We start from the raw sequence: 26,415 nt of genomic DNA on the forward strand, positions 1-26,415 counted from the left end.
TTATCGTCCTAACTTTGTCTCACCAACCCATCGACCGAATAAGCCGATAACCAGCATCATAATCACAATTAAACTGGCGCCGTACGCCACCGCTAAGCCGTAATCGCCGTCTTCCACCCGATTTAAAATAAATGACGTTGCCACGCGGGTGCTTGGTGTAACTAAGAAAATAATCGCGCTAATGGTCGTCATCGCACGCACAAAACTGGTCACCAAAGCAGACAATAAAGCGGGCTTCAATAAAGGCAAGGTAATAAAACGTAACGTCTGAAACGCGCTAGCTTTTAAAGAATAGGCGGCTTCATCCAATGCCGGATCCAGTTGTTTAAAATTCACTAATGCGGCACGCAAACCAATGGGCATATTGCGCGTGACCATCGAAAGCACAATGATCGCCCCGGTGCCGGTTAAATAGAGCGGCACATTATTGAACGCAAGGATGTAAGACACCCCGGCAACCGTTCCCGGCACCGCAAAACTGAGTAACGTCAGAAATTCAATGTGTTTTTGTCCGAAGAAGCGATGACGAGAAAAGAAATACGCCAATAAAAAACCGCTCATGGCAGTAAAAGGTGCGGCGATCACGGCGAATAATACGGTTTGCACTAAAGACGGAATCGCACCGTTCTTCCAGCCTTGTCCGAATAGCGTGATGTAGTGTTGCAAAGTAAAGGTGTGATTAACACCCCAGTTCTGCATCACGCTGCCGTAAAAAATACTGCCGTACAATACGGCATTGAAGCCAACCCAGGCAGCAAAAATGCTCACAACGGTGATTTTTAAACCAAGAGATAACGGCGTACTGCGTCCTTCAAACCCTTTGCCCGAGAGCGTGACATAATTTTTGCGCCCGATAGAATGATATTGCAGCCAGAAAACGCCGAGAGAAATGCTTAACAAAATAATCCCCAAGACACTTGCGGAGAAATAATCGTTTTGCGCCCCCACAATGTAAAAATAAATTTGCGTTGCTAACACATCAAAATTGCCGCCTAACACGAAAGGCGAGCTGAAATCCGCCAAAGATTGCACCATCACGATTAAAAAGGCATTGGCTAGTGCCGGTTTTAATAACGGCAACACGATAAAACGGAAACTCTGCCAACGATTTGCGCCGAGCATGACGGCGGCTTCTTCCAATTTCGGGGAAAGGTTTTTTAATGCCCCTTCCAACAACATAAATGCCATGGGCGTTAATGCCAACGTGTGGGAAATCAGAATACCGTTAAAACCATAAAGCCAATTCGGGTTCACGCCGAAATGTTGCGCGAGAAATTGTGTCACATAGCCTGAGCGACCAAACATCAACATCACGCCTAAGCTAACAACAAAAGGCGGCGTCACCATCGGCAACAAAGAAAAAACCTTACTGATGAAAAAACTGCGTTTGGCAATTCTTGTGGTGTACAACGCCAAAACAAGCGCAAAGGCAACAGAACATACGCCGACCGCAGACGATACCGCCAAGGAATTGCCAATGACTTTCCACAAGCCAAGGTGGTTTAATAACGTAAAAACATTACCAGACTCACCGGATTCGCCGGTAAAAAAGATCGTAAATAATGCGCTTATCGGATAAAAAATAAAGCCGATCACCAACACGGCAAGCCCGGTGGCGACCGCCAATAAAAAACGCTCCCCCCGTAAAAAACCTAAATGCGCTAAGGCATCCACGAATATGGCGCCGATGGCAATAAACAGGAAAATCACCGCATAGCCGAAACGGAAAGCATAGGCCTCCGCCGAGAACCAAATGAAAGCAACCAAAAGTGCGGTCAAAATAACGGTTATTTTTGCGGAACAACGAGAATCAGGCAGTCGCTGAAAAAAGGGGAAAATCCATAATGCACCAAACCACAGCCAACTGATATTGACCTGAACCCATCCCATCGCGGCAAAATATTCTGTTGCGGTCGCCCCGAAAAGACCATAATCCAAGGCTCGCACCGGCAAACAGGCAAATGCCAGAAAAGCGAGTAAAATCCAAGTGATAGGCTGATGGAATAGGTGTTTTAGCATGGATACGTCAGCATAAGATCTTGCTCGGCACAGCATAGGGTGCCGAGCATCGGTAGGATTATTTCGATAATTTGATGTCAGCCAGCCACTTATTAATTAATCGCTTGCCTTCATCTTTAGAACCGAATTTCACAAAATCAAATTCAACAAAATCTAATTTCTTCGGGTCAACGGATTTTGGTGAAGATTCCGCGTTGGCATTGGTTGGGATTTGATATAAACCGAATTCACGCCATGGTATTTCCTGCACCTCTTTCGACAACACAAAATCCATAAAAAGTTTGGCATTATCGAGGTTGCGTGCGCCTTTAATAATACTCGCACCGCCCAACGCATAACCGGTTTTGCCTTGTGGGATCACCGTTTCCACCGGCGCGCCTTTTTCTTTTTCCGTGGCATACGCATGCACAAAACCAACACTCACCGCACTTTCACCACGAGATAAATTCGCTGTCACCAAATTACTTTTCACATATTGCGAGACATTTTCATTAAGCTTTTTCAAATAATCAAAGGCTTTCTCTTCGCCCCAAAGTTGAATCAAGGTTGCCATGATCGTATAAGTCGTACCGGAAGCACGCGGATCCGGCAGTTGAATTTCACCTTTATATTCCGGTTTGAGTAAGTCTTCCCAGGTTTGCGGCGCAGGCAATCCTAGTTGCGCCAATTTTTGTGTATTCACACCAAAGCCCAACACCAACATGTAGGCTACGGAAGTGAAATCACCCTTTTGCGCCATGAGTGGTTTAAACTGCGGTAAAATTTCCGCTTGTTTTGGCGAACGGTAGGCTTCTAACAAACCCAACTCGCCCGCCTGGAAATGAGGCTCAATGGTGCCGCCATACCAAAAATCTGCCTGCGGATTATCTTTCTCCGCGTTGATCTTGCCAAAAATGGTTTCAGTGCCTCCGTGCACAAATTCGGTTTTCACGTCATATTTTTCACCAAACTGCGTCGTTACCTTTTCACACAAGGCATTTTGCACCGTGCAATACACGGTCAAACGTCCTTCCGCCGCCGCCTGTTGGCTAAAAAATAAAGACGAAAGACACACCAAACCTAAACTCTGTTTAAACCATTTTTGCATTTGAACGCTCTCTTATAACTGACATAACGAAAGGCTCAGATTATATGCCATTACATGAAAAAATCGAAACCGATTGCGTTTAATTTTTATGCCAATGAAAGCCGAATAAATACAGGTACAACCAATATCATGTAAACAAAAACGAGGAACTTGTGGGTGCGGTTTAACATTTGTTGGGAAAAAAGACCGCACTTTTCGTTTTTATCTACTCATTTGATTCTTTAGGTGGTTTTAATCTTTATCAAAACATAACATTAAAGGTAGAATAACGCCTTAATTCTCAATTATTTTTATGATTTCTAAGGAGTTTCAATCATGGCCACTGCAATTCAACAACGAGAAGAGCTTCAACGCCGTATTTGGCAAATCGCGAATGATGTACGAGGCGCTGTTGATGGTTGGGATTTTAAACAGTATGTTTTGGGTACACTTTTCTATCGCTTTATCAGTGAAAACTTTGCCAACTATATTGAAGGTGGCGATGATAGCGTTGATTATTCTGCGTTTAATGATGACAACCCTATTATTGCTGCCATCAAAGAAGATACTATCAAAGCAAAAGGCTATTTTATTTACCCTAGCCAATTATTTAAAAATGTCGTGGCAACAGCCAATACTAATCCGAATTTAAATACAGACCTAAAAAGCATTTTTACAGATATTGAAAACTCCGCTACTGGCTACCCTTCTGAACAGGATATCAAAGGCTTATTTGCTGATTTTGATACCACCAGCAACCGCTTGGGCAATACCGTTGCCGATAAAAACAGCCGTCTCGCTGCGGTATTAAAAGGCGTTGCCGAGTTAGATTTTGGTGACTTTGAAGATAATCATATTGATTTATTCGGTGATGCTTACGAATTTTTAATTTCCAACTATGCCGCTAATGCCGGTAAATCGGGTGGTGAGTTCTTTACGCCACAATGCGTTTCCAAGCTGATTGCCCGATTGGCTTTATATGGACAAGACAAGGTCAATAAAATTTACGACCCTGCTGCCGGTTCGGGTTCTTTATTATTGCAAGCGAAAAAACAATTTGATGAACACATCATCGAAGAAGGATTCTTCGGGCAGGAAATCAATCACACCACTTACAACCTTGCCCGTATGAATATGTTTTTACATAACATCAACTACGACAAGTTTGATATCGCCCTTGGCAACACCTTAATGAATCCTCAATTTGGTGACGATAAACCCTTCGATGCTATCGTTTCTAACCCGCCTTATTCTGTAAAATGGATTGGCTCGGATGACCCAACACTGATTAACGATGAACGCTTTGCCCCTGCCGGCGTGCTTGCGCCAAAATCCAAAGCGGACTTCGCCTTTATTTTGCATGCGTTAAGCTATCTTTCAGCAAAAGGCCGTGCGGCGATTGTCTCCTTCCCCGGTATTTTTTATCGTGGCGGTGCGGAACAAAAAATTCGTCAATATTTGGTGGATAATAACTATGTGGAAACGGTAATTGCGCTTGCGCCAAATCTCTTTTTCGGCACCAGTATTGCGGTGAATATTTTGGTGCTTTCCAAACATAAACCCGATACCCAAACCCAATTTATCGATGCCAGCGGTTTATTTAAATCCGCCACCAATAACAATATTTTGGAAGAGGAACATATCGAGCAAATTCTCAAATTGTTTGCCGATAAAGAAGATGTACCGCATTTAGCCAAATCCGTGTCCTTTGAAGACATCGTTAACAATGAATACAACCTTGCGGTGAGTTCTTATGTGGAACAAAAAGACACCCGAGAGGTGATTGATATCGATAAACTCAATGCGGAAATTAAACAAACCGTTGCTAATATCGACCGCTTGCGTGCGGAAATTGACAAGATTGTGGCGGAGATTGAGGGGTAAAACACCATGAAAAACAACCACACTTTTTTAGAAAAATTATTAGATGGGGCTGAGGTTGAGTGGAAGCCCTTAGATGAAGTTGCCAATATCGTCAATAATGCAAGAAAACCTGTCAAATCATCCTTACGAGTGTCAGGGAATATTCCATATTATGGTGCAAATAATATACAGGATTATGTCGAGGGATATACTCACGATGGAGAATTTGTATTAATTGCTGAAGATGGTTCTGCTAGTCTAGAAAATTACTCTATCCAATGGGCTGTAGGTAAATTTTGGGCAAATAACCACGTTCATGTAGTGAATGGCAAAGAAAAATTAAATAATCGTTTTTTATACCATTATTTAACTAATATGAATTTCATTCCATTCTTAGCTGGAAAGGATCGTGCAAAATTAACAAAAGCTAAACTACAACAAATTCCAATCCCCATCCCCCCACTCTCCGTCCAAACCGAAATCGTAAAAATTTTGGACGCATTGACAGCGCTTACCAGCGAGCTTACCAGCGAGCTTATACTACGCCGGAAGCAATATGAATACTATCGGGAGAGATTGTTATCTTTCGATAGTTTAGAACGATTAAATATGGGGGGGGGCGAAGAAGAAACTTATTGATGTGGCTTATTTCCAAAATGGGAAAGGGCATGAAAAAAACATTGATGAAAATGGTTCATTTATTGTTATAAATTCAAAATTTATTTCAACAAATGGAGCTGTAAAAAAATACTGTAATGACCAGCTTGTTCCTTTATTTAAAGAGGATATTTTGATTGTGATGAGTGATTTGCCAAATGGAAAGGCTCTTGCAAAAACATTCTTTGTAACAGAAGACAACAAATATACTCTTAATCAACGTATAGGAAGAATTACAGTAAAAGAAGAGGTGGAATTACTCCCTAGTTTTGTTAATCATTTTTTAAATAGAAATAAACAATTGACAAAATATGATAATGGTACAGATCAGACAAATTTAAGAAAGGATCAAATACTTGATGTTGTAATACCAATTCCTCCACTCGAAGAACAACAACGTATCGTTTCAATCTTAGATAAATTTGAAACCCTCACCAACTCCATCACCGAAGGCTTGCCTTTAGCGATTGAACAAAGCCAAAAGCGGTATGAGTATTACAGAGAATTGTTATTGAATTTCCCAGGCAGAGAATAATATGACTAAAAGTTTAGACGAAATTGCAAAACAGTTAAGAGATTCCGATAAAAAGGTTAATCTAATTTACGCCTTTAATGGAAGTGGAAAAACCCGTTTATCAAAAGCCTTTAAGAATCTTATCGCACCTAAAGAAAATCATGGTAATGAAGAAGAGCTAACACGAAGAAAAATACTTTATTTCAATGCGTTTACCGAGGATTTATTCTATTGGGATAATTATATTCTTAATGACGCTGAATCTAAATTAAAGATTCAACCAAATTCTTTTATTCGTTGGTTGATTAAAGATCAAGGGGATGAAGGCAAAGTGATTGGAAAATTTCATCATTATTGTGATGAAAAACTTATGCCTAAATTTGATATTGATAATAATCAAATTACATTCAATTTTGCACGTGGAGATGATACACCTGAAGAAAATATAAAACTATCTAGGGGGGAAGAAAGTAATTTTATTTGGAGTATTTTTCATACGTTAATTGAACAAGTTGTTGCTGAATTAAATATTTCTGAACCAACAGAACGCTCTACTAATGAATTTGATGAACTTAAATATATTTTTATTGATGATCCAGTAAGTTCATTAGATGAAAATCATCTTATTCAGTTGGCGGTTGATTTAGCGGAATTAGTCAAAGATAGCCCCAATACTATAAAATTTATTATCACTACACACAACCCTTTATTCTATAACGTTTTATATAATGAGCTTGGAGCAAAAAGTGGTTATATTCTAAGAAAAGATGAAAATAAAAATGAAAACGAAAGATTTGATATAGAGGAGAAACAAGGTGGTTCAAACAAAAGTTTCTCCTATCATCTTTTTCTACGAAATCTACTTGAAAAAGTTGAATCTAAAGATATTCAAAAATATCATTTCATGTTACTGAGAAATTTATATGAAAAAACTACCAACTTTCTTGGTTATTCAGGATGGTCAAATCTATTACCCAATGATGATGCAAGACAAAGCTATTACACTCGTATAATCAATTTTACTAGTCACTCTACGTTATCAAATGAGATAATCGCTGAACCAACAGATGCCGAAAAGAAGATTGTTAAATATTTACTTGAACATCTAATTAATAATTATGGTTTCTATATAGAAGAAAAGATTAAAGAGCCACAAACTGATAATACAACAGAGTAAAAATATGAACGACTTAATCATCTACAATACCGATGATGGCAAATCTCACGTTGCTTTATTGGTTGTCGAAAATGAGGCTTGGTTGACTCAAAATCAGATTGCGGAACTTTTTAACACCTCTGTACAAAATATAACCACCCATATGCAGAACATATTACAAGACAAAGAGTTAGATGAGTTTTCAGTTATTAAGGATTACTTAATAACTGCCCAGAATGGTGAGCAATATCAGGCAAAAACATTGTAAATAGATACTAAAGATTTAGAAATTTTAGAAAACTGGCAAAAAGATCTGAAAAAGCAAAAACATTAATAATTAAGGAACCACTCATGACCCAATACAAAACCATTGCCGAATCCAACCATTTTATCGTTTTAGATCAATATAATAAGCTTGTAGAAGAGCCTAATGCTGGTTATCAAACAGAAGGAAGCCTTGAGCGTGAGTTTATCCGTGATTTGCAGGCACAAGGCTATGAGTATTTACAGGGGCTCAATAACCATGATGCGTTGGTCAAAAACTTACGGACACAGTTACAACGCTTAAATAACGTGATTTTCTCCGATGCGGAATGGCGACGTTTTTTAGAGGAATATTTGGATAAACCCAGTGATAGCCTAATTGAGAAAACCCGTAAAATCCATGATGACTATATTTATGATTTTGTGTTTGATAATGGACGCATTCAGAATATTTATCTGCTAGATAAGAAAAATCTTGCCAATAACACTCTGCAAGTCATCAATCAATTCGAACAAACCGGCAGCTATGATAATCGTTATGATGTGACAATTTTGGTGAATGGTTTACCGCTTGTGCATGTTGAATTGAAAAAACGCGGTGTGGCTATTCGTGAAGCCTTTAATCAAATTCATCGCTATAGCAAAGAAAGCTTCAATAAAGAAAACTCTCTCTTTAAATACATTCAGATTTTTGTCATTTCTAATGGAACAGATACTCGCTATTTTGCCAACACTACCAAGCGCGATAAGAATAGCTATGAGTTCACAATGAATTGGGCTACGGCAAAAAATACCTTAATTAAAGATTTAAAAGATTTTACAGCGACCTTCTTGCAAAAGCATACCCTGCTTAATGTGTTGGTGAATTACTGTGTGTTTGATGTTTCCGACACCCTATTGATTATGCGCCCGTATCAAATTGCCGCCACCGAACGTATTTTATGGAAAATTAAAAGTTCTTATTTGGCTAAAAATTGGAGCAATAAAGAAAGTGGCGGCTACATTTGGCACACCACCGGCTCCGGCAAAACGCTCACCAGCTTTAAAGCTGCACGCCTTGCAACGGAATTAGACTTTATTGAAAAAGTATTCTTCGTAGTAGATAGAAAGGATTTGGACTATCAAACCATGAAGGAATACCAACGCTTTTCACCGGATAGCGTGAATGGTTCGGAAAATACGGCGGGGTTAAAACGCAATATCGACAAAGACGACAATAAAATCATTGTTACCACCATTCAAAAGCTCAATAACCTGATGAAATCGGAAGATAAATTACCGATTTACGATAAACAAGTGGTCTTTATCTTCGATGAATGCCATCGTTCTCAATTTGGTGAAGCGCAAAAAAATCTAACGAGAAAATTTAAAAAATACTATCAATTTGGTTTTACCGGTACGCCGATTTTCCCAAGTAACGCATTAGGTGCAGAAACCACGGCAAGTGTTTTTGGCATTGAACTTCACTCTTACATTATCACCGATGCGATTCGTGATGAAAAAGTACTGAAATTTAAAGTGGATTACAATGATGTTCGTCCACAATTTAAGAGCATTGAAACCGAAAAAAGTCTTGAAAAACTGACCGCACTTGAGAAGAAACAAGCCTTTTTACAACCTAAACGTATCGAGCAAATTGCTCAATATGTTTTAGATAATTTCAAACAAAAAACCCATCGTTTTAATGCGGGTAATCATGGCTTTAATGCCATGTTTGCCGTAAGCAGTGTCGATGCGGCTAAAATCTATTACGAAACGTTCAAACGGTTGCAAAGTGCGGTTAAAAATCCACTTAAAATTGCGACAATTTTTTCCTTTGCCGCCAATGAGGAGCAAGACGCAATAGGAGATATTGCCGATGAAAGTTTTGAAGTAGAAGCGATGAATTCTACTGCCAAAGAATTTTTAAAATCAGCCATTGACGATTACAACAGCTATTTTGCAACAAATTACGACGTGGATGGTAAATCCTTCCAAAACTACTACCGTGATTTAGCCAAACGTGTCAAAAACAAAGAAGTGGATTTATTGATTGTCGTTGGGATGTTTTTAACCGGTTTTGATGCGCCGACATTAAACACCTTATTCGTAGATAAAAACTTACGCTACCATGGTTTGATTCAAGCTTATTCACGTACAAACCGCATTTATAACAGCACTAAAAGTTTTGGCAACATCGTGACCTTCCGTGATTTAGAACAAGACACCATTGATGCCATTACGCTTTTCGGTAAGTCCAATACACGCAATGTCGTATTGGAAAAAAGTTATCAACAATATATGGAAGGCTTTACCGATGCCGGTGTTGCTTGTCGTGGATATGTTGATATTGTAACTGAGCTAAAAGAAAAATTTCCTGATCCAAGTGAAATTCAAACGGAAAAAGATAAGAAAGACTTTGTGAAATTATTTGGTGAATATTTGCGGGTTGAAAATATTCTGCAAAATTATGACGAATTTGCCGCTTTGCAAGCTTTCCAATCGCTTGATACTACGGATGAAAAAGCTGTTGAAGCCTTTAAAGAAAAGTATTATTTAACGGATGACGCTTTTGCTGAAATGCGGCCTATTGATATACCAAGTGAACGCAATATTCAAAATTATCGCTCTACTTACAATGATATTCGCGATTGGCTCCGTCGTCAAAAAGAGGGCGAGGAAAAAGCAAAATCAACGATTGATTGGGACGATGTGGTGTTTGAAGTGGATTTATTAAAATCCCAAGAAATCAATCTGGATTACATCTTAGAATTGATTTTCGAACACAATAAGAAAACGAAAAATAAATCTGAACTCATTGATGAAATTCGCTCTATCATTCGAGCAAGCCTAGGAAATCGAGCAAAAGAAAGTTTGATTGTGGATTTTATTAATCAAACTGACTTGGATAACATTGCCGACAAAGCCGGCATTATTGAGTCGTTCTTCCAATTTGCCCAAAAAGAGCAACAACAAGAAGCCGATGAATTGATGAGCAGTGAAGGACTGAATATTGATGCAGCGAAACGTTATATTAACGTTTCATTAAAACGTGGCTACGCCAGTGAACAAGGCACGGATTTAAATGACGCACTCCCTAAAATGAGCCCGCTTAATCCACAATACCTCACAATAAAACAACGTATATTCCAAAAAATCGCCGCATTTGTTGAGAAGTTTAAAGGGATTGGAGGAAATCTCTAGTCAAATAAAAAAGTGCGGTTGAAATTCAATCTATTTTTTCACCGCACTTTTGATCCCCCAAAACATCTTCGGCTCCGTTTTTAATTCAAAATTTGATCTCGCGCACAAATTTTAATAAATGCCTATTTCCGCCCATAGAAAAATCTTCTTTATTTATAACCAGTTATTTAATGTCAACTAAGAGATAAAAAAATATATCGCTTGAATTCTTTATCTCAACACATTATCTTGTGCCCAATTTTTTGGCTTGCAACTATATGTTGTGTTTTGGGTATATATCTAAGGAGTAGCGTCTTTCATGAATAAAGCATTAATGGTCACCAAACGTGACGGCACACTGGAGCCGATTAACCTCGATAAAATCCACCGCGTGATTACCTGGGCGGCAGAAGGACTGGACAATGTCTCCGTGTCGCAAGTGGAATTGCGTTCTCACATTCAGTTTTACGAAGGCATTCGTACCTCTGATATTCACGAAACCATTATCAAAGCAGCTGCAGACTTAATCAGCAAAGATTCTCCGGATTATCAATACCTTGCCGCACGCCTTGCGGTGTTCCATTTGCGTAAAAAGGCTTACGGCCATTTCGATCCGCCGCGTTTATACGATCATGTGAAAAAATTGGTGCGCATGGGCAAATACGATCATGCCTTATTGGATGATTACACCCGTGAAGAATGGGATGAAATGGACAGTTTTATTGACCATTGGCGCGACATGACCTTCTCTTATGCAGCTGTGAAACAATTAGAAGGCAAATATCTCGTTCAAAACCGCGTGACCGGTGAGATCTACGAATCTGCCCAATTCCTCTATTTATTAGTGGCGGCAAGCCTGTTCTCCAAATACCCGCAAGAAACCCGTTTGGATTATATCCGTCGTTTCTACGATGCAACTTCTACCTTCAAAATTTCCTTGCCAACCCCAATCATGGCTGGTGTACGTACGCCAACTCGCCAATTCAGCTCTTGCGTGTTGATTGAATGTGGCGACAGCTTGGATTCCATTAACGCTACAGCGTCCGCCATTGTGAAATATGTGTCCCAACGTGCTGGTATCGGTGTAAATGCCGGTGCGATTCGTGCGCTGGGTAGCCCAATTCGTGGCGGCGAAGCGTTCCATACCGGTTGTATTCCGTTCTATAAATATTTCCAAACTGCCGTGAAATCTTGCTCCCAAGGCGGTGTACGTGGCGGTGCGGCAACCGTGTATTACCCAATTTGGCACTTAGAAGTAGAAAGCTTGTTGGTGTTAAAAAACAACCGTGGTGTGGAAGACAACCGCGTGCGTCACATGGACTACGGCGTACAGCTGAACAAATTAATGTATCAACGCTTAATCAAAGGCGGCGACATTACCCTATTCAGCCCGTCCGACGTGAAGGGACTTTATGAAGCGTTCTTTGCGGATCAAGACAAGTTTGAAGAACTTTACGTACAATACGAACAGGATCCATCCATTCGTAAACGTACCGTGAAAGCCGTGGAATTGTTCTCTTTATTAATGCAAGAAAGGGCATCCACCGGTCGTATTTACATTCACAACGTGGATCACTGCAATACCCACTCGCCGTTCGATCCGAAAGTGGCACCGGTGCGACAATCCAACCTGTGCTTGGAAATCGCCTTGCCAACCAAACCGTTAAGCCACATTAATGATGAACAAGGCGAAATCGCCCTTTGTACCCTTTCCGCCTTTAACTTGGGCAAATTGGACAACTTAGACGAGCTAGACAATTTGGCGGATCTTGCCGTACGCGCATTGGACGCTTTATTAGATTACCAAGATTATCCGGTGATTGCGGCAAAACGCAGTTCCCTAGCCCGTCGTTCTTTAGGTATCGGCGTCATTAACTACGCGTACTACTTGGCGAAGCACGGCGTGCGTTATTCTGACGGCAGCGCCAACGATTTAACCCACCGCACTTTCGAAGCCATTCAATATTACTTATTGAAAGCCTCCATGAACTTGGCGAAAGAACAAGGCGCATGTGAATATTTCCACGAAACCACTTATGCACAAGGCATTTTGCCGATCGATACGTACAAAAAAGACATCGATAGCTTAACCTCCGAGCCGTTGCATTACGACTGGGAAAGCCTACGCCGCGATATTCAAGAATTCGGTTTGCGCAACTCTACCCTCACCGCCCTCATGCCGTCGGAAACCTCTTCTCAGATTTCCAACGCCACCAACGGTATCGAACCGCCACGCGGCCATGTGAGCGTCAAAGCCTCGAAAGACGGTATTTTGAAACAAGTGGTGCCGGATTATGAAAACCTCGGTGAAAACTACGAATTGCTTTGGGACATCCCAGGCAACGACGGCTACTTGCACTTGGTCGGCATCATGCAAAAATTCGTTGACCAAGCCATCTCCGCCAACACCAACTACGATCCGAAACGTTTTGAAGACGGCAAAGTGCCGATGAAAGTGTTGTTAAAAGATCTGTTAACCGCTTACAAATACGGCTTAAAAACCCTCTACTACCAAAACACCCGTGACGGTGCCGAAGACAGCCAAGAAGATTTAGATGATGGCTGTGCTGGTGGGGCGTGTAAGATTTAGTTTTAAGGATATAACATGATAATTTCATTATCTTTTAGCTCTAAATTTTTAACTGGTTATTCTAAAAGCTATTTAGAAGAGTTTATTCGTTTTTCTCAAAATAAAGTGGCTGAAATTTATCCTGATTGCCAATTAAAAATTAGATCTTTAGGACAAATTTATGTGTCATCCGTAAATCTGTCAGAATTAACTTACATTGCCTATCCAGCAATGGAAGAACCGATTCGTACAATTTGTATCACTATAGGGCGATTGTTGCCCCAATTATGGGAACAATTTGTAAAAGAAAACCCATCCGATAGCGCAAGCGTCCACGCTTGTGCTAAGCAAATAAACTAAAGGCACAAGCGAAGACGCTTGCGCCAGCATAAAAAAACATTTTAAAAACTGACCGCACTTTACTCATAAGATTAAAGGACAAAAAAATGGCATACACCACTTTCTCACAAAACAAAAACGACCAGTTAAAAGAACCGATGTTCTTTGGTCAAAACGTTAACGTTGCCCGTTACGATCAACAAAAATATGAGACCTTTGAAAAGCTCATTGAAAAACAACTTTCCTTCTTCTGGCGTCCGGAAGAGGTGGATGTGTCACAAGACCGTATCGACTATGCGGCGTTGCCTGAGCATGAAAAGCACATTTTCATCAGTAACTTAAAATATCAAACCTTGTTGGATTCCATTCAAGGTCGTAGCCCAAACGTGGCGTTGTTGCCGTTGGTATCCATTCCTGAATTGGAAACCTGGATCGAGACCTGGACGTTCTCCGAAACTATCCATTCCCGTTCTTACACGCACATTATTCGTAACATTGTAAACGATCCGTCTATCGTGTTTGACGATATCGTGACCAACGAAGAAATCATCAAACGCGCGCGCGATATTTCTTCTTATTACGACGATTTAATCCGCGACAGCCAACTTTACAGCCTGTACGGTGAAGGCACTTACACCGTGGATGGCAAAGAATGTGTCGTCACCTTACGTAATTTGAAAAAACAACTTTACCTGTGCTTAATGAGCGTGAATGCGCTTGAGGCCATTCGTTTCTATGTGTCTTTCGCCTGTTCTTTTGCCTTTGCAGAACGTCAATTAATGGAAGGCAATGCGAAAATCATTAAATTCATCGCTCGTGATGAAGCGTTGCACTTAACCGGTACGCAGCATATTTTAAACATTATGGCGGCAGGTCAAGACGATCCTGAAATGGCGGAAATTGCCGAGGAATGCAAACAAGAAGCCTACGATTTATTCTTAGCGGCAGCAGAACAAGAAAAAGACTGGGCGGATTATTTGTTTAAAGATGGTTCCATGATCGGTTTGAACAGAGACATTTTGGTGCAATATGTGGAATACATCACCAATATCCGTATGCAGGCAGTCGGTTTGCCATTGCCATTCCAAGCGCGCTCCAACCCGATTCCTTGGATCAATGCGTGGTTAGTTTCCGACAACGTACAAGTAGCCCCGCAAGAAGTGGAAGTGAGTTCTTATCTTGTAGGTCAAATTGACTCCAAAGTAGATACAAAAGATTTCGACGATTTCGATCTATAATCTTTCATATCGCTAAAAGTGCGGTGGATTTTTCGAGTGTTTTTAAACGCCGGTAAAATCTACCGCACTTTTTTATTTATCAAGGATTGCCTCCTCTACTCACTAAAACAAGCATGTAATCCTTTCATAAAAATCACCGCACTTTTATCTCTTTCTTCTTCACAAAATATATTTGATAGCCGTCACAATTTTGTTAAAAAAATGTTTCTAGTTTATTAAAACAATGCTAATAAATAGCAGCCATGGAGGACATTTATTATGCAAACACAAATCCCTTTCTTCGCTAAATATAAAAGCCTGATTATTCTTGTTTTGGATTTTATCTTGATGTTGGTGCTAATCAACACATTGCCCTTCTCACCAAAGGAAAACCGTGGCTTGGCCTTGCTGACGTTCATCGGTATTTTGTGGTTGACAGAAGCCTTTAATATTACGGTGACCTCGCTTATGGTGCCGATTCTCGCCATTGGTTTAGGGCTCATTAACACACAGAAAGCCCTTGCACCTTTTGCTACCCCGATTATTTATATGTTCTTCGGCGGCTTTGTGATTGCGGCGGTATTACAAATTCAGCAACTGGATAAAATCATTGCGAACTACATCGTGCGACTCGCCAAAGGCAATTTAAAACTTTCCGTGGCGTATTTATTTGGGGTAACCACCTTTTTATCTATGTGGATCAACAATACTGCTGTCGCGGCAATGATGTTGCCACTCACCATCGGGATGTTAAAAGGGCTGAATGCAGAAAAAAATTATCGCCTGTATGCGTTTACCTTATTAGGCATGGCGTTCTGTGCCAGTATTGGTGGCATTGGCACTTTAGTCGGTAGCGCTCCTAATGCCATCTTGGCCTCTCAAATTCAAGTGACTTTCACCGAGTGGTTAGGCTATGGCTTCCCGGTAATGCTGTTCTTGCTACCTTCCATGCTCTTTGCCCTTTGGGTGATTTTACGTCCCAATTTCCAAGTTGAATTTTCCCCTTCTCTTGAAAAAGTCTCTTTCACCAAAAAGAACATCATCACTCTCGTTATCTTCAGCGTGATGGCATTACTGCTTCTGTTTAGTTCACTCATCAACCCGTGGTTCTCCGGTTTACTGGGCTTAGAGAAAAAAATTGATAGCTTCGACAGTATTATCGCCTTAACCGTCGTGGTGATTATCGGCGTAACCGGTGTAGCCAAATGGAAAGAAATTCAAGAACGTGTGGAATGGGGCGTGTTAATGCTTTTCGGCGGTGGTTTAACCTTGAGTATCGTGATGAAAGACTCCGGTGCCAGTAAAATCATGGCAGATACCATTGTGCAATTTACCAATGAAAAACCGCTGTGGGTGCTTTGTTTCGTCGTCAGCGCATTCATCATCTTCCTCACAGAATTCACCTCTAACACCGCCAGCGCAGCATTGATCATGCCGATTGTGATTTCAGTGGCGCAAACCTTAAACTTGCCACCAATCGCCCTCGCTGCCATCATCGCCTGTGGTGCAAGCTGTGCCTTTATGTTGCCAATTGCTACACCGCCGAACGCTATCGTGTTCGCGACAGGCCATGTCAAACAAGTGGATATGGCAAAGGTCGGCTTTATTCTCAATCTTTTCTGTATCGGAATAATTGGCGGCATGGCATATTTCGTGTGGATCTAATTTCGATTACAATACGCCCAATGCTATTTAGAGCAGTTTTTTAACTGCTCTTTTTTATTTTAATGATCATGAAAATTCATTTATTACACAGCCGTCAAACCATCGAACACGATAATCAAATCCCGCTCCTCAATCGCTTGGAACAACATGGCATTTACCATGAATACCAATGCCGCAGTGGCTATTGCGGTTCCTGCCGAGTAAAAATAAAAAAAGGCAAAGTGTCCTATGCGGAAACACCGTTAGCCTTTTTACAACCAGATGAGATTTTATTGTGTTGTTGTCAGGTAGAAGAAGATTTGGAGATTGAACTTTAAAAACGCCGTAAAAAATGACCGCACTTTGATCAATGAAGCTGAACAAAAAAGGGGCTTTACTCGCCCCTACTTTTATAGATTATTCAAATCCAACACATCCGTCATATCAAACAAGCCTTTGTCTTTTCCTTCAAGCCATTTCGCGGCACGCACGGCGCCGTTAGCAAAGGTCATACGGCTGGAAGCTTTGTGAGCAATTTCAACGCGTTCGCCGATATCGGCAAACCAAACGCTATGTTCGCCAACCACATCGGAAGCGCGAATCGTAGAAAAGCCGATTTCATCTCGTTTACGTTCACCGATAATGCCGTCACGGCAAAATACGCCGTGGGTTTTCAAATCACGCCCCAACGTTTTGGCAATGTGCTCGCCCATGGAAAGTGCGGTACCGGACGGCGCATCAACTTTGTGGCGATGGTGTGCTTCAATGATTTCGATGTCGCAATAATCGCCCATCACTTTGGCGGCTTTTTCCAATAATTTAAACACCAGATTCACGCCCACGCTGAAGTTAGAGGCAAACACAACGCCAATATGCTCTGAAGCGGCTTTAATCGCTGCTTTGCCCGCGTCATCAAAGCCTGTCGTGCCAATAATCATATTTTTTTGATTCGCCACACAAAATGCCAAATGTTCCAAGGTGCCTTCCGGACGGGTGAAATCAATCAGCACATCGAATTGTTCTTTTGCCGCGTTTAAATCATCGCCCACTTGAATGCCTAAGTTGCCAATGCCTGCCAACTCACCGGCATCTGCGCCCACCAATGAGGAGCCTTTACGCTCAAATGCCGCACCTAATGCCACGCCTTCTGCGTTTTGTACTGCTTGAATCAACTGACGTCCCATGCGTCCGCCTGCGCCTACGATGGCAATTCTTAACTCCATAATCTTCTCCGATTTAAACTAACTCATGATATTCAACGCACCACTGTAAATTAAGTATGCGCCAAATAAAATAAAAATCACGCCTGATGCGTTATCCATATAGCGACTATATCGGCTATAAAAACGTTTTGCAAAGGGACGTGAAAATAAGAGGGAAATCACATAGAAATAAACAAAGGTTTCTATCGTGATAAGCAAAAGTGCGGTCAACATTTGCTGCGTTTCGGTGATATTGACGAGGACAAAAGACATCACGCTGCTGAAATAAATCACCACTTTGGCATTGGATAAATTCACCAACAAACCTTTGATGATTTCATTTTTAGACGCGGTGTTTTGTACCAAATTGCTTTCATCAAATACCGCATTGGTTGTGATACGAGCCATTTTCACACCGAGATAAAACAAATAGCTACCGCCCAATGCCATGACAATGCCTTGCAACGCCGGCATCGTTTTAAACACAATCGCCAAACCTAACACCGCAGCCGTTGCCCAAATGGTGACACCAATCGTGATGCCAATCACACCATAAATTGTGGTTCGCCGAGAATGTATTGCCGCAGCACGGCTGACATAAAAGAAATCGGGCCCTGGCGAAAGCAATCCCATTAAATGAACGAACATTAAATGTAACATGATGTCGCTAGATAAAATGCGCTAAGGCGAGAATGACGAGAATGCTATAACCTGCTGCCAAAATATCATCCACCATAATGCCAAAACCATTGGTAAGTTTTTCATCGAAATAGCGAATCGGATAAGGTTTTAAAATATCAAATAGACGGAAGGTTACAAACGCAATCGCGCACCAAAATAAAGACACTTGCGGCACGGCTAACAGCACCAAGAAAACGGCGACAATTTCATCCCACACAATACTGCCATGATCATGTACGCCCATGTCGTGGCTAGTGCGTTCGCATAACCAAATGCCAAGAAAGAAACAAAGTGCGGTCAATATAAAAAACGTTTTTGCACCGAGCCAAGGCAATAATAATGCGCCAACGATCACGCCAACCAAACTGCCCCACGTGCCGGGCGCCGGGTGCAATAAACCGGAGCCGAAACCCAATGCGAGAAAATGAATAGGATTACGTAACGTCACCCGTTCAAGGGGATTTTGTGGTGCAGTCATAATAAAAGACCTATTTAAAATGATCGAAACCGCCGTGAGTGACAATCTCTACCGGCTGGCCGTTACGTTGAAATTGAATGCGCTTTTTGCCGGCATGGCGAATTTGTCCAACACAGGTATAAGATATGCCAAGATGCGCCAAGGCTTTTTCTAATTTCGCTTTATGGCTATCCGGCACGGTAAAACATAACTCATAGTCTTCACCGCCCGATAAGGCAAATTGCTCCGCTTGTTCCGCACCGAATTCATCAATTAATTGAGGGGAAAGTGGGAGTTTGTCCAACTCAATCACCGCGCCGCATTGGCTACGCGTTAAAATATGCCCAAGATCGGCAACCAACCCGTCTGAAATATCCACGGCGGCATTCACAAAACCGGTCATGGCCAGTTCCATGCCGAGTAGGACTCTTGGTGTAGGATGTAAATGGCGACGAATTAAATATTCTTGCGCAGAATTGACCGCACTTTTGCCTTGTAACAAGAAAGACAAGCCCGCAGCGCTATCGCCCAAGGTGCCGGATACATAGATCCAATCGCCCACTTTGGCGTGATGGCGACAAAGGCATTTGTTCTTCGCCATAATACCTTGCGCGGTAATGGTGACGCTTAACGGACCTTTGGTTGTATCTCCACCAATTAAATCCACGTTGTAATGATCAAGGATATCAAAAAAACTTTCGCTGAATTCTGCTAACCAATCATGATCAATTTTTGGCAAGGTTAAGGCTAATGAAATCCAAGCCGGCTCTGCGCCCATAGCAGCAAGATCGCTTAAATTGCACGCAACGGCTTTATACGCCAAATCGGCAGGACGAATATTCGGCAGGAAATGGACGTTTTCCACCATGGTATCGGTGGTAATCGCAAGATGCTGATTAGGATTTAATTCGGTGACGGCACAATCGTCACCGACAGAAAGGAGGACATCTTTACGAGGCACACGTTTAGAGGCGGTAAAATAGCGTTGAATAATATCAAATTCACCCTCTGTCATTGTGCCTCCTTGTCTCAATGAAGATTAACGTCGTACAACCGGTGCGATTTTATCCAACACACCGTTGATGTATTTGTGGCTTTCATCTGCGCCAAACACTTTGGCGACTTCGATCGCTTCGTTGATCACCACTTTATAAGGCACATCCGCCTCAAATTGCAGCTCATACACCGCTAAACGCAAAATAGCTTTTTCGATTGGATCCAGTTCCTCTAAACCACGATCCAAGTAGCCTTGCATGGTGCGCTCCACTGCCTCCACATTTTCCACCGTTTGGCGGAATAATTTACGGAAATACGGGGTGTCCACGCCTTTCATGTCCTGTTCGGTCATGAAATTGAGTTCCACGATTTCCGGTGAATTTTGTGAAACCGCCCAAGAATATAAGGCTTGAACGGCACATTCACGCGCACGACGACGAGGAGAGATTTTTTTACTTGTTCCGTCATTGTCACTTACGCTGCCTGAATTTGATTTAAAAGATTCACCATTTCTAACGCAACCAAAGCTGCTTCCGCGCCTTTATTGCCTGCTTTGGTGCCCGCGCGTTCAATGGCTTGCTCAATATTTTCCGTGGTTAATACGCCGAACGCCACCGGAATGTCAGATTCCATCGCCACTTTGCCTAAACCGCTGCTGGCTTCGCCTGCCACATATTCAAAGTGCGCTGTGCCACCACGAATCACCGTGCCTAAAGCCACGATGGCATCAAATTTTTTGCTTTCCGCCAAACGACGCGCAACTAATGGCAATTCATACGCGCCCGGCACGCGAACTAAAGTGATATTTTCGTCTTTTACTTGACCGACACGTTTCAACGCATCAAGAGCACCTTCCAAAAGACTTTCATTGATAAAACTGTTAAAGCGTCCGATAACAACGGCAACTTTCGCTTCTGGTGCAGCAATATGACCTTCTAAAATTTTCATGTGATTTCCTTTGTAAGATGAATAAAAAAGAGTGCGCGGATTCTAGCATAAAATTCATTTTCTGGCAGTAAGAAAAAGCCAAAGTGCGGTTAAAAAACACCGTTTTTTATAACCGCACTTTATTGCTAATTAGCATTGCCAATCAGACAGAATTAACGCCAAGCTTTGAATTGATTAATCAAGCCGTTGGTTGAACTGTCGTGGCTTTCAATTTTATCGTTCGTGACCAATTCAGGCAGGATTCGGTTAGCAAGTTGTTTGCCCAATTCCACGCCCCATTGATCGAAGCTGTAAATGTTAAACAACACGCCTTGTACGAAAATTTTGTGTTCATACATGGCAATCAACGCCCCTAAACTAAACGGGGTGATTTTTTGTAACAAAATGGAGTTGGTCGGTTTGTTACCGGTGAACACTTTAAATGGCACGATATCTTCCACTTCCGCCAAGGTTTTACCCGCTTTTAAGAATTCTGCTTCCACTTGTTCTTTGGTTTTACCGAACGCTAAGGCTTCGGTTTGCGCAAAGAAGTTGGAAAGCAATTTGTTGTGATGATCAGACAACGGATTATGGCTTTGCGCCGGAGCAATGAAATCACAAGGAATTAATGTGGTGCCTTGGTGAATCAATTGATAAAACGCATGCTGACCGTTCGTACCCGGTTCGCCCCAAATAATTGGACCGGTTTGATAACTGTCGATCACTTTGCCATCACGGCCGACATATTTACCGTTAGACTCCATATTGCCTTGTTGGAAATAGGCGGCAAAACGGTGTAAATATTGATCATACGGTAAAATTGCTTCCGTTTGTGCGCCCAAGAAGTTGGTGTTCCACAAGCCCACTAAAGCTAGCGTTGTCGGAATATTTTGTGCTAACGGCGCACTGCGGAAATGTTTATCCATTTCATGCGCACCGCTTAATAACGCTTCAAAGTTTCCAAAACCGATAGAAAGCGCAATAGACAAACCAATAGCAGACCATAAAGAATAACGACCGCCAACCCAATCCCAGAATTCAAACATATTGTTGGTATCAATGCCGAATTCTGCGACCGCTTTTGCATTGGTTGAAAGCGCTGCAAAGTGTTTTGCCACATGGGCCGGATCTTTTGCTGCGGCAAGGAACCAATCACGAGCAGACAAGGCATTCGTCATGGTTTCTTGGGTGGTAAACGTTTTGGATGCCACTAAAATTAAAGTGGTTTCCGGATTCACTTTTTTCAACGTTTCAGCAATGTGTGTCCCGTCCACGTTGGAAACAAAATGCATGGTTAAATGATTTTTATACGGGCGCAACGCTTCGGTCACCATGTAAGGGCCAAGATCGGAACCGCCGATACCGATATTGATCACATCGGTAATAGCTTTGCCGGTATAACCTTTCCATTCACCGGAAATCACACGTTCACAGAACGATTTCATTTTCGCAAGCACGGCATTAACTTCCGGCATCACATCTTTACCATCCACGAAAACCGGCATATTGGAACGGTTACGAAGTGCGGTATGTAATACGGCACGATTTTCCGTACGGTTGATTTTTTCGCCGTTGAACATGGCTTCTTTGGCTTCGGTTAAACCACATTCTTCGGTCAGTTGACGCAATAAACCGAGCGTTTCTTGGGTCAGGTTATTTTTGGAAAAATCGACCAAAATTTCGTTGTTAAAGGTTAACGAATAGTTGGCGAAACGATCTTTCTCTTGCGCGAATAAATCTTGAATCGTTGTATTTTTGCGTTGCGCATGATGTTGGGTTAACGCTTTCCATGCGTTCGTTTGGGTTGGATTGATATTTTGCATAAGCACTCCTTTAAATTTAATCAATGTATTCGGTTAATACACGCGGGGTTAATTTGGTGATTAATTCATAACTGATAACGCCCGTAATTTCTGCGATTTCTTCAATCGGTAATTCTTTACCCCACAAGATCACTTCATCGCCGACCTTGTCTTGACTGTCTGCGCCCAAATCCACGGTGAGCATATCCATGGATACTTTGCCCACAATCGGCACACGGCGACCATTCAGATAAACCGGCGTACCTTGCGGCACATCACGTGGATAACCATCACCATAACCAATGGCCACCACGCCGATTTTCGTATCTTTTTCACTTGTCCAAACACCGCCGTATCCCACCGGTTCGCCTTTTTTATGTTCGCGCACGGCGATTAAGGAGGAGGTTAAATTCATCACCGGCGTTAAACCGTATTCTTTACCCGCTGTATTATTCGGAGAAATGCCGTACATAATAATGCCCGGGCGAATCCAATCTAAATGCGCATCCTGCCAGAACAAAATACCACCGGAAGCGGAAATACTCCGCTCACCGGATTTACCTTCCGTTGCCTGTAAAAAGCGGCTTAATTGTTTTTCTGTGTAACCGCACTCTAGCTCATCAGCACGGCTAAAATGGCTCACAAAGCCAATATTCGGATCAACACACGGAAGCGATTTGAGTTTTTGATAGAAGCTATCCACTTCATCCAAATGCACGCCCAATCGGTGCATACCGGTATCAATTTTCAACCACACTTTCACCGGATTAGGCGTTTGGGCTTCTTCAAGAGCCTCTAACTGTTCTTGGCTATGCACGACAGTTTGAATGTTATTAACGGCTAAAATCGGTAGGTCTTTGGAAGAGAAAAACCCTTCTAACAGCAAAATCGGTTTAGTGATGCCGTTGGAGCGTAATTTTAGTGCTTCTTCTAAACGCGCCACGCCAAAGCAATCCACCAGACTTTCGACGGCAGAAGAAACAAACACGACGCCGTGTCCGTAGGCATTGGCTTTTACTACCGCAATAATTTTACTGTTTGGGGCTTTTTGTTTAATGGTTTGAATATTATGTTTTAACGCAACAGAACTGATTTTCGCTGTTGCAGGTTTCATGTGCATTTTTTATCTCTTTTACGCTGTTATCTAATATTCGTCATCATAATGATGATGTTCTGCTAAGTTATCAAAACGGGAAAAATGACCTTGGAATGCCAACTTCACGCGTCCAATCGGCCCGTTACGCTGTTTCCCGATAATAATTTCCGCAATGCCTTTTTCTTCCGATTCACGGTTATACACTTCGTCACGATAAATAAACATAATCAAGTCTGCATCCTGCTCAATGGAGCCTGATTCCCGCAAGTCCGAGTTGACTGGGCGTTTATCCTGACGGTTTTCTAAGGTACGGTTTAATTGTGACAGGGCGATCACCGGCACTTCCAATTCTTTTGCTAACGCTTTCAAGGAACGGGAGATCTCCGCAATTTCCAACGTACGATTTTCAGAAAAAGCCGGCGCACGCATTAATTGAAGATAGTCCACCATGATCAAACTTAAGCCGTTATTTTCACGATAAACCCGTCTCGCACGGGAACGTAGCTCCGTCGGCGTTAAACCGGAAGAATCGTCAATAAATAAATTCGGCTTTTTAGCCAACATACCCATGGTGCTAGAAATTTTCGCCCAATCATTATCATCCAAGCCCTGACCGGTACGAATTTTAGTTTGGTCCACACGCGAAAGTGACGCCAAGCTACGCATCATAATTTGCTCCGCCGGCATCTCTAAACTGAACACCAATACCGGTTTATCGCTGCCTAACGCCGCATTTTCACATAGGTTCATGGCAAAGGTGGTTTTCCCCATGGAAGGACGCGCCGCCACAATAATCAAGTCGGATTTTTGCAAACCTGCCGTTTTCTTATCTAAATCTTTGAAACCGGTGGAAACGCCGGTAACACCGGAATGATCTTTAATTTGACTGAGCTGTTCGATTTTGTTGATGGTGTTTTCCAGAATGGAAATGATATTTTGTGGGCCTTCGGTACCGGATGTACGCTTCTCAGCAATGGCAAAAACCTCTCGCTCCGCCTCATCCAGCAAATGTTTCACATCCTGCCCTTTCGGAGAATAGCTGTTTTGCGCAATTTTGTTCCCGACAGAAATCAACTCGCGCATGATCGCCTTTTCTCGTACCACATTGGCATAAGCCACCACGTTGGCGGCACTCGGCGTGTTATTGGAAAGCTCCGCCAAATAAGCAAAACCGCCCACCTGTTCGATGACTTCGCGACTTTTTAGTGCCTGTTCTAAGGTAATTAAATCCACCGGCGATTGCTGGGCAATCAGCTTTTCCATTTCCTCGAAAATCAGACGATGTTCAAAGCGGTAAAAATCCTCTTTCACCACATTTTCAGCCACATCATCCCAATACATGTTGTTCAGCAAAATACTGCCCAACACAGCTTGTTCAGCTTCAATAGAATGAGGAGGAATGTTCAAATTGGTGGTGTTTTGTTCTTTTACCGGAGGAGAATTTTTAGACGCCATTATTGCCTCAGTGGATAAAAATAAGTCCCTATATGATATACCAAATCGGGGGGCGGTTTAACTTAAAAGTCAAAAAAAGTGCGGTGGAAATTCGCTCTGAAAATCCACCGCACTTTTGTTTGAAATGAACTGCTTAAAAGAAATATTAGCCGTTTAATTTGCGTTTTGCCGCCACCGCATCAGATAACTCTTGTAAGACTTTTTCGCTGTCTTCCCAACCGATGCAGCTGTCGGTGATGCTTTGGCCATAAGTTAAAGGTTTGCCTTCCACCAAATCTTGACGGCCTTCCACCAAATGGCTTTCAATCATCACGCCGAAAATTTTATTGGAGCCGGCAGCAATTTGACGAGCCACTTCACGGCTCACATCCAATTGTTTTTTGAATTGTTTGCAGCTGTTGGCATGGCTGAAATCTACCATCACATGAGCTCTATATCCTGCTTTGGCAAGTTCATCGCATACGTTAGCGACATCTTGTTCGCTATAATTCGGGCCATTGTCGCCACCACGTAAAATAATGTGGCAGTCTTCGTTACCTTTGGTGGAAACGATAGCTGAATGACCAAACTTCGTGACGGACAAGAAATGGTGTGGCGCTTCTGCCGCACCAATCGCGTCTAAGGCAATTTTTACGCCACCGTTAGTCGCATTTTTAAAGCCAACGGCACAAGATAAACCGGAAGCCAATTCACGGTGTACTTGGGATTCGGTGGTTCTCGCCCCAATCGCGCCCCAGCTCATGAAGTCCGCTAAATATTGCGGTGTGATCATGTCCAAAAATTCACCCGCCGTCGGCACGGTCAAATCGTTAATGTCGGACAATAATTTACGCGCCATACGCAAACCGTCGTTCAAGGCATAGGTATTATTTAAGTGCGGGTCATTAATTAAACCTTTCCAACCCACAGTGGTACGCGGTTTTTCAAAATACACACGCATGATAATTTGTAAGGTATCTTGGTATTTTTCGCGCATTAATTTAATGCGTTTCGCATATTCTAATGCGGCTTTCGGATCATGAATGGAACAAGGCCCGATAACCACAAGTAAACGATCATCTTCACCATGAATAATTTTATGCGCTTCGTGACGGGCATTTTCCACGGTTTTCACCGCAACGCTACTTGCCGGATATTTTTCTAGCAAGGCAATCGGGGGTAACACCTGTTCAATCTTGCCAATTCGCGTATCGTCGTTTTCAATGGAAATATCGTTTTTTGTGTTCATTATTCACTCGCTTATCTTCATAAAATTCTAAAATGACCGAAAAAGTGGTATTACTCTACCACTGCAATTTGTACTAGTAAACTAGTTTATTTGATTTCTTT

21 protein-coding genes and 2 pseudogenes are annotated in these 26,415 nt (G+C 42.1%); 11 read left to right on the forward strand and 12 right to left on the reverse strand.

Annotated elements, in window-relative coordinates; genetic code table 11:
• Together HMPREF9064_RS04440 and HMPREF9064_RS04435 are read right to left on the reverse strand one after the other, a co-directional pair.
• Nucleotides 1-2,019: an ABC transporter permease gene (locus HMPREF9064_RS04440; RefSeq protein ID WP_006718395.1), complete on the reverse strand. Its 2,019-nt coding sequence runs from the start codon at nt 2,017-2,019 to the stop codon at nt 1-3.
• Between the two features lie 58 nt (nt 2,020-2,077).
• Nucleotides 2,078-3,106, reverse strand: a complete 1,029-nt coding sequence (locus tag HMPREF9064_RS04435) for an ABC transporter substrate-binding protein (RefSeq protein ID WP_006718398.1) — start codon at nt 3,104-3,106, stop codon at nt 2,078-2,080.
• A 315-nt stretch (nt 3,107-3,421) separates the two neighbouring features.
• Here HMPREF9064_RS04435 and HMPREF9064_RS04430 point away from each other — a divergent pair, with 315 nt between their 5' ends.
• From HMPREF9064_RS04430 to yfaE, 11 genes and pseudogenes are all read left to right on the forward strand, one after another.
• Nucleotides 3,422-4,969 (forward strand): type I restriction-modification system subunit M, encoded by a 1,548-nt coding sequence (locus HMPREF9064_RS04430; RefSeq protein ID WP_006718399.1) that lies wholly within the window; start codon nt 3,422-3,424, stop codon nt 4,967-4,969.
• A gap of 6 nt (nt 4,970-4,975) precedes the next feature.
• Nucleotides 4,976-5,540: pseudogene (locus HMPREF9064_RS10105) on the forward strand (restriction endonuclease subunit S); the annotation flags it as partial.
• Nucleotides 5,541-5,588: 48 nt separating this feature from the next.
• On the forward strand, nt 5,589-6,140 hold the full coding sequence (locus tag HMPREF9064_RS10110; RefSeq protein WP_006718403.1) for a restriction endonuclease subunit S: 552 nt from the start codon (nt 5,589-5,591) through the stop codon (nt 6,138-6,140).
• 1 nt (nt 6,141) lies between these two features.
• Nucleotides 6,142-7,296 (forward strand): AAA family ATPase, encoded by a 1,155-nt coding sequence (locus HMPREF9064_RS04415; RefSeq protein ID WP_006718406.1) that lies wholly within the window; start codon nt 6,142-6,144, stop codon nt 7,294-7,296.
• Between the two features lie 4 nt (nt 7,297-7,300).
• Nucleotides 7,301-7,534: pseudogene (locus HMPREF9064_RS04410) on the forward strand (hydroxyacid dehydrogenase); the annotation flags it as partial.
• Nucleotides 7,535-7,626: 92 nt separating this feature from the next.
• Nucleotides 7,627-10,722 (forward strand): type I restriction endonuclease subunit R, encoded by a 3,096-nt coding sequence (locus tag HMPREF9064_RS04405; RefSeq protein WP_006718409.1) that lies wholly within the window; start codon nt 7,627-7,629, stop codon nt 10,720-10,722.
• Between the two features lie 298 nt (nt 10,723-11,020).
• Nucleotides 11,021-13,291, forward strand: a complete 2,271-nt coding sequence (gene nrdA / locus HMPREF9064_RS04400; RefSeq protein ID WP_006718410.1) for a class 1a ribonucleoside-diphosphate reductase subunit alpha — start codon at nt 11,021-11,023, stop codon at nt 13,289-13,291.
• Between the two features lie 15 nt (nt 13,292-13,306).
• Nucleotides 13,307-13,630 (forward strand): hypothetical protein, encoded by a 324-nt coding sequence (locus HMPREF9064_RS04395; protein WP_006718412.1) that lies wholly within the window; start codon nt 13,307-13,309, stop codon nt 13,628-13,630.
• A gap of 86 nt (nt 13,631-13,716) precedes the next feature.
• The gene (nrdB, locus tag HMPREF9064_RS04390; RefSeq protein ID WP_005700384.1) at nt 13,717-14,847 is read left to right on the forward strand and encodes a class Ia ribonucleoside-diphosphate reductase subunit beta; all 1,131 of its coding nucleotides are present in this window, start codon (nt 13,717-13,719) and stop codon (nt 14,845-14,847) included.
• A 258-nt stretch (nt 14,848-15,105) separates the two neighbouring features.
• The gene (locus tag HMPREF9064_RS04385) at nt 15,106-16,491 is read left to right on the forward strand and encodes an SLC13 family permease (protein WP_006718416.1); all 1,386 of its coding nucleotides are present in this window, start codon (nt 15,106-15,108) and stop codon (nt 16,489-16,491) included.
• Nucleotides 16,492-16,559: 68 nt separating this feature from the next.
• Entirely contained in the window at nt 16,560-16,808 is a 249-nt protein-coding gene (gene yfaE / locus HMPREF9064_RS04380; protein ID WP_032998152.1) for a class I ribonucleotide reductase maintenance protein YfaE, read from the forward strand.
• A 72-nt stretch (nt 16,809-16,880) separates the two neighbouring features.
• Here the strand turns inward: yfaE and dapB are convergent, their stop codons facing one another.
• From dapB to aroG, 10 genes are all read right to left on the reverse strand, one after another.
• Complete coding sequence (gene dapB, locus HMPREF9064_RS04375) at nt 16,881-17,693, reverse strand: 4-hydroxy-tetrahydrodipicolinate reductase (RefSeq protein WP_006718418.1); 813 nt, start codon at nt 17,691-17,693, stop codon at nt 16,881-16,883.
• A gap of 18 nt (nt 17,694-17,711) precedes the next feature.
• Nucleotides 17,712-18,332: a LysE family transporter gene (locus HMPREF9064_RS04370; protein WP_006718419.1), complete on the reverse strand. Its 621-nt coding sequence runs from the start codon at nt 18,330-18,332 to the stop codon at nt 17,712-17,714.
• 7 nt (nt 18,333-18,339) lie between these two features.
• Entirely contained in the window at nt 18,340-18,831 is a 492-nt protein-coding gene (locus HMPREF9064_RS04365; RefSeq protein ID WP_006718420.1) for a phosphatidylglycerophosphatase A family protein, read from the reverse strand.
• Between the two features lie 10 nt (nt 18,832-18,841).
• On the reverse strand, nt 18,842-19,825 hold the full coding sequence (thiL, locus tag HMPREF9064_RS04360) for a thiamine-phosphate kinase (RefSeq protein WP_006718421.1): 984 nt from the start codon (nt 19,823-19,825) through the stop codon (nt 18,842-18,844).
• A 24-nt stretch (nt 19,826-19,849) separates the two neighbouring features.
• Complete coding sequence (gene nusB / locus HMPREF9064_RS0109470) at nt 19,850-20,254, reverse strand: transcription antitermination factor NusB (RefSeq protein ID WP_032997891.1); 405 nt, start codon at nt 20,252-20,254, stop codon at nt 19,850-19,852.
• A gap of 26 nt (nt 20,255-20,280) precedes the next feature.
• The gene (gene ribH, locus HMPREF9064_RS04355; protein ID WP_006718423.1) at nt 20,281-20,754 is read right to left on the reverse strand and encodes a 6,7-dimethyl-8-ribityllumazine synthase; all 474 of its coding nucleotides are present in this window, start codon (nt 20,752-20,754) and stop codon (nt 20,281-20,283) included.
• A 152-nt stretch (nt 20,755-20,906) separates the two neighbouring features.
• Nucleotides 20,907-22,556: a glucose-6-phosphate isomerase gene (pgi, locus tag HMPREF9064_RS04350; RefSeq protein ID WP_032997893.1), complete on the reverse strand. Its 1,650-nt coding sequence runs from the start codon at nt 22,554-22,556 to the stop codon at nt 20,907-20,909.
• Nucleotides 22,557-22,572: 16 nt separating this feature from the next.
• Entirely contained in the window at nt 22,573-23,649 is a 1,077-nt protein-coding gene (gene alr / locus HMPREF9064_RS04345; protein ID WP_197712343.1) for an alanine racemase, read from the reverse strand.
• A gap of 30 nt (nt 23,650-23,679) precedes the next feature.
• Nucleotides 23,680-25,086 (reverse strand): replicative DNA helicase, encoded by a 1,407-nt coding sequence (locus tag HMPREF9064_RS04340; RefSeq protein ID WP_006718426.1) that lies wholly within the window; start codon nt 25,084-25,086, stop codon nt 23,680-23,682.
• Nucleotides 25,087-25,231: 145 nt separating this feature from the next.
• Entirely contained in the window at nt 25,232-26,314 is a 1,083-nt protein-coding gene (gene aroG / locus HMPREF9064_RS04335; protein WP_006718429.1) for a 3-deoxy-7-phosphoheptulonate synthase AroG, read from the reverse strand.
• Nucleotides 26,315-26,415: the final 101 nt, after the last annotated feature.

The organism is Aggregatibacter segnis ATCC 33393 (genome assembly GCF_000185305.1).
Lineage (GTDB): Bacteria > Pseudomonadota > Gammaproteobacteria > Enterobacterales > Pasteurellaceae > Aggregatibacter > Aggregatibacter segnis.

Bases quoted from the DNA above. Each gene is read 5' to 3' on its own strand.
- HMPREF9064_RS04440 (WP_006718395.1), bottom strand. From the start codon at position 2,019: ATGCTAAAACACCTATTCCATCAGCCTATCACTTGGATTTTACTCGCT.
- HMPREF9064_RS04435 (WP_006718398.1), bottom strand. From the start codon at position 3,106: ATGCAAAAATGGTTTAAACAGAGTTTAGGTTTGGTGTGTCTTTCGTCT.
- HMPREF9064_RS04430 (WP_006718399.1), top strand. From the start codon at position 3,422: ATGGCCACTGCAATTCAACAACGAGAAGAGCTTCAACGCCGTATTTGG.
- HMPREF9064_RS04415 (WP_006718406.1), top strand. From the start codon at position 6,142: ATGACTAAAAGTTTAGACGAAATTGCAAAACAGTTAAGAGATTCCGAT.
- HMPREF9064_RS04405 (WP_006718409.1), top strand. From the start codon at position 7,627: ATGACCCAATACAAAACCATTGCCGAATCCAACCATTTTATCGTTTTA.
- nrdA (WP_006718410.1), top strand. From the start codon at position 11,021: ATGAATAAAGCATTAATGGTCACCAAACGTGACGGCACACTGGAGCCG.
- HMPREF9064_RS04395 (WP_006718412.1), top strand. From the start codon at position 13,307: ATGATAATTTCATTATCTTTTAGCTCTAAATTTTTAACTGGTTATTCT.
- nrdB (WP_005700384.1), top strand. From the start codon at position 13,717: ATGGCATACACCACTTTCTCACAAAACAAAAACGACCAGTTAAAAGAA.
- HMPREF9064_RS04385 (WP_006718416.1), top strand. From the start codon at position 15,106: ATGCAAACACAAATCCCTTTCTTCGCTAAATATAAAAGCCTGATTATT.
- yfaE (WP_032998152.1), top strand. From the start codon at position 16,560: ATGAAAATTCATTTATTACACAGCCGTCAAACCATCGAACACGATAAT.
- dapB (WP_006718418.1), bottom strand. From the start codon at position 17,693: ATGGAGTTAAGAATTGCCATCGTAGGCGCAGGCGGACGCATGGGACGT.
- HMPREF9064_RS04370 (WP_006718419.1), bottom strand. From the start codon at position 18,332: ATGTTACATTTAATGTTCGTTCATTTAATGGGATTGCTTTCGCCAGGG.
- HMPREF9064_RS04365 (WP_006718420.1), bottom strand. From the start codon at position 18,831: ATGACTGCACCACAAAATCCCCTTGAACGGGTGACGTTACGTAATCCT.
- thiL (WP_006718421.1), bottom strand. From the start codon at position 19,825: ATGACAGAGGGTGAATTTGATATTATTCAACGCTATTTTACCGCCTCT.
- ribH (WP_006718423.1), bottom strand. From the start codon at position 20,754: ATGAAAATTTTAGAAGGTCATATTGCTGCACCAGAAGCGAAAGTTGCC.
- pgi (WP_032997893.1), bottom strand. From the start codon at position 22,556: ATGCAAAATATCAATCCAACCCAAACGAACGCATGGAAAGCGTTAACC.
- alr (WP_197712343.1), bottom strand. From the start codon at position 23,649: ATGAAACCTGCAACAGCGAAAATCAGTTCTGTTGCGTTAAAACATAAT.
- HMPREF9064_RS04340 (WP_006718426.1), bottom strand. From the start codon at position 25,086: ATGGCGTCTAAAAATTCTCCTCCGGTAAAAGAACAAAACACCACCAAT.
- aroG (WP_006718429.1), bottom strand. From the start codon at position 26,314: ATGAACACAAAAAACGATATTTCCATTGAAAACGACGATACGCGAATT.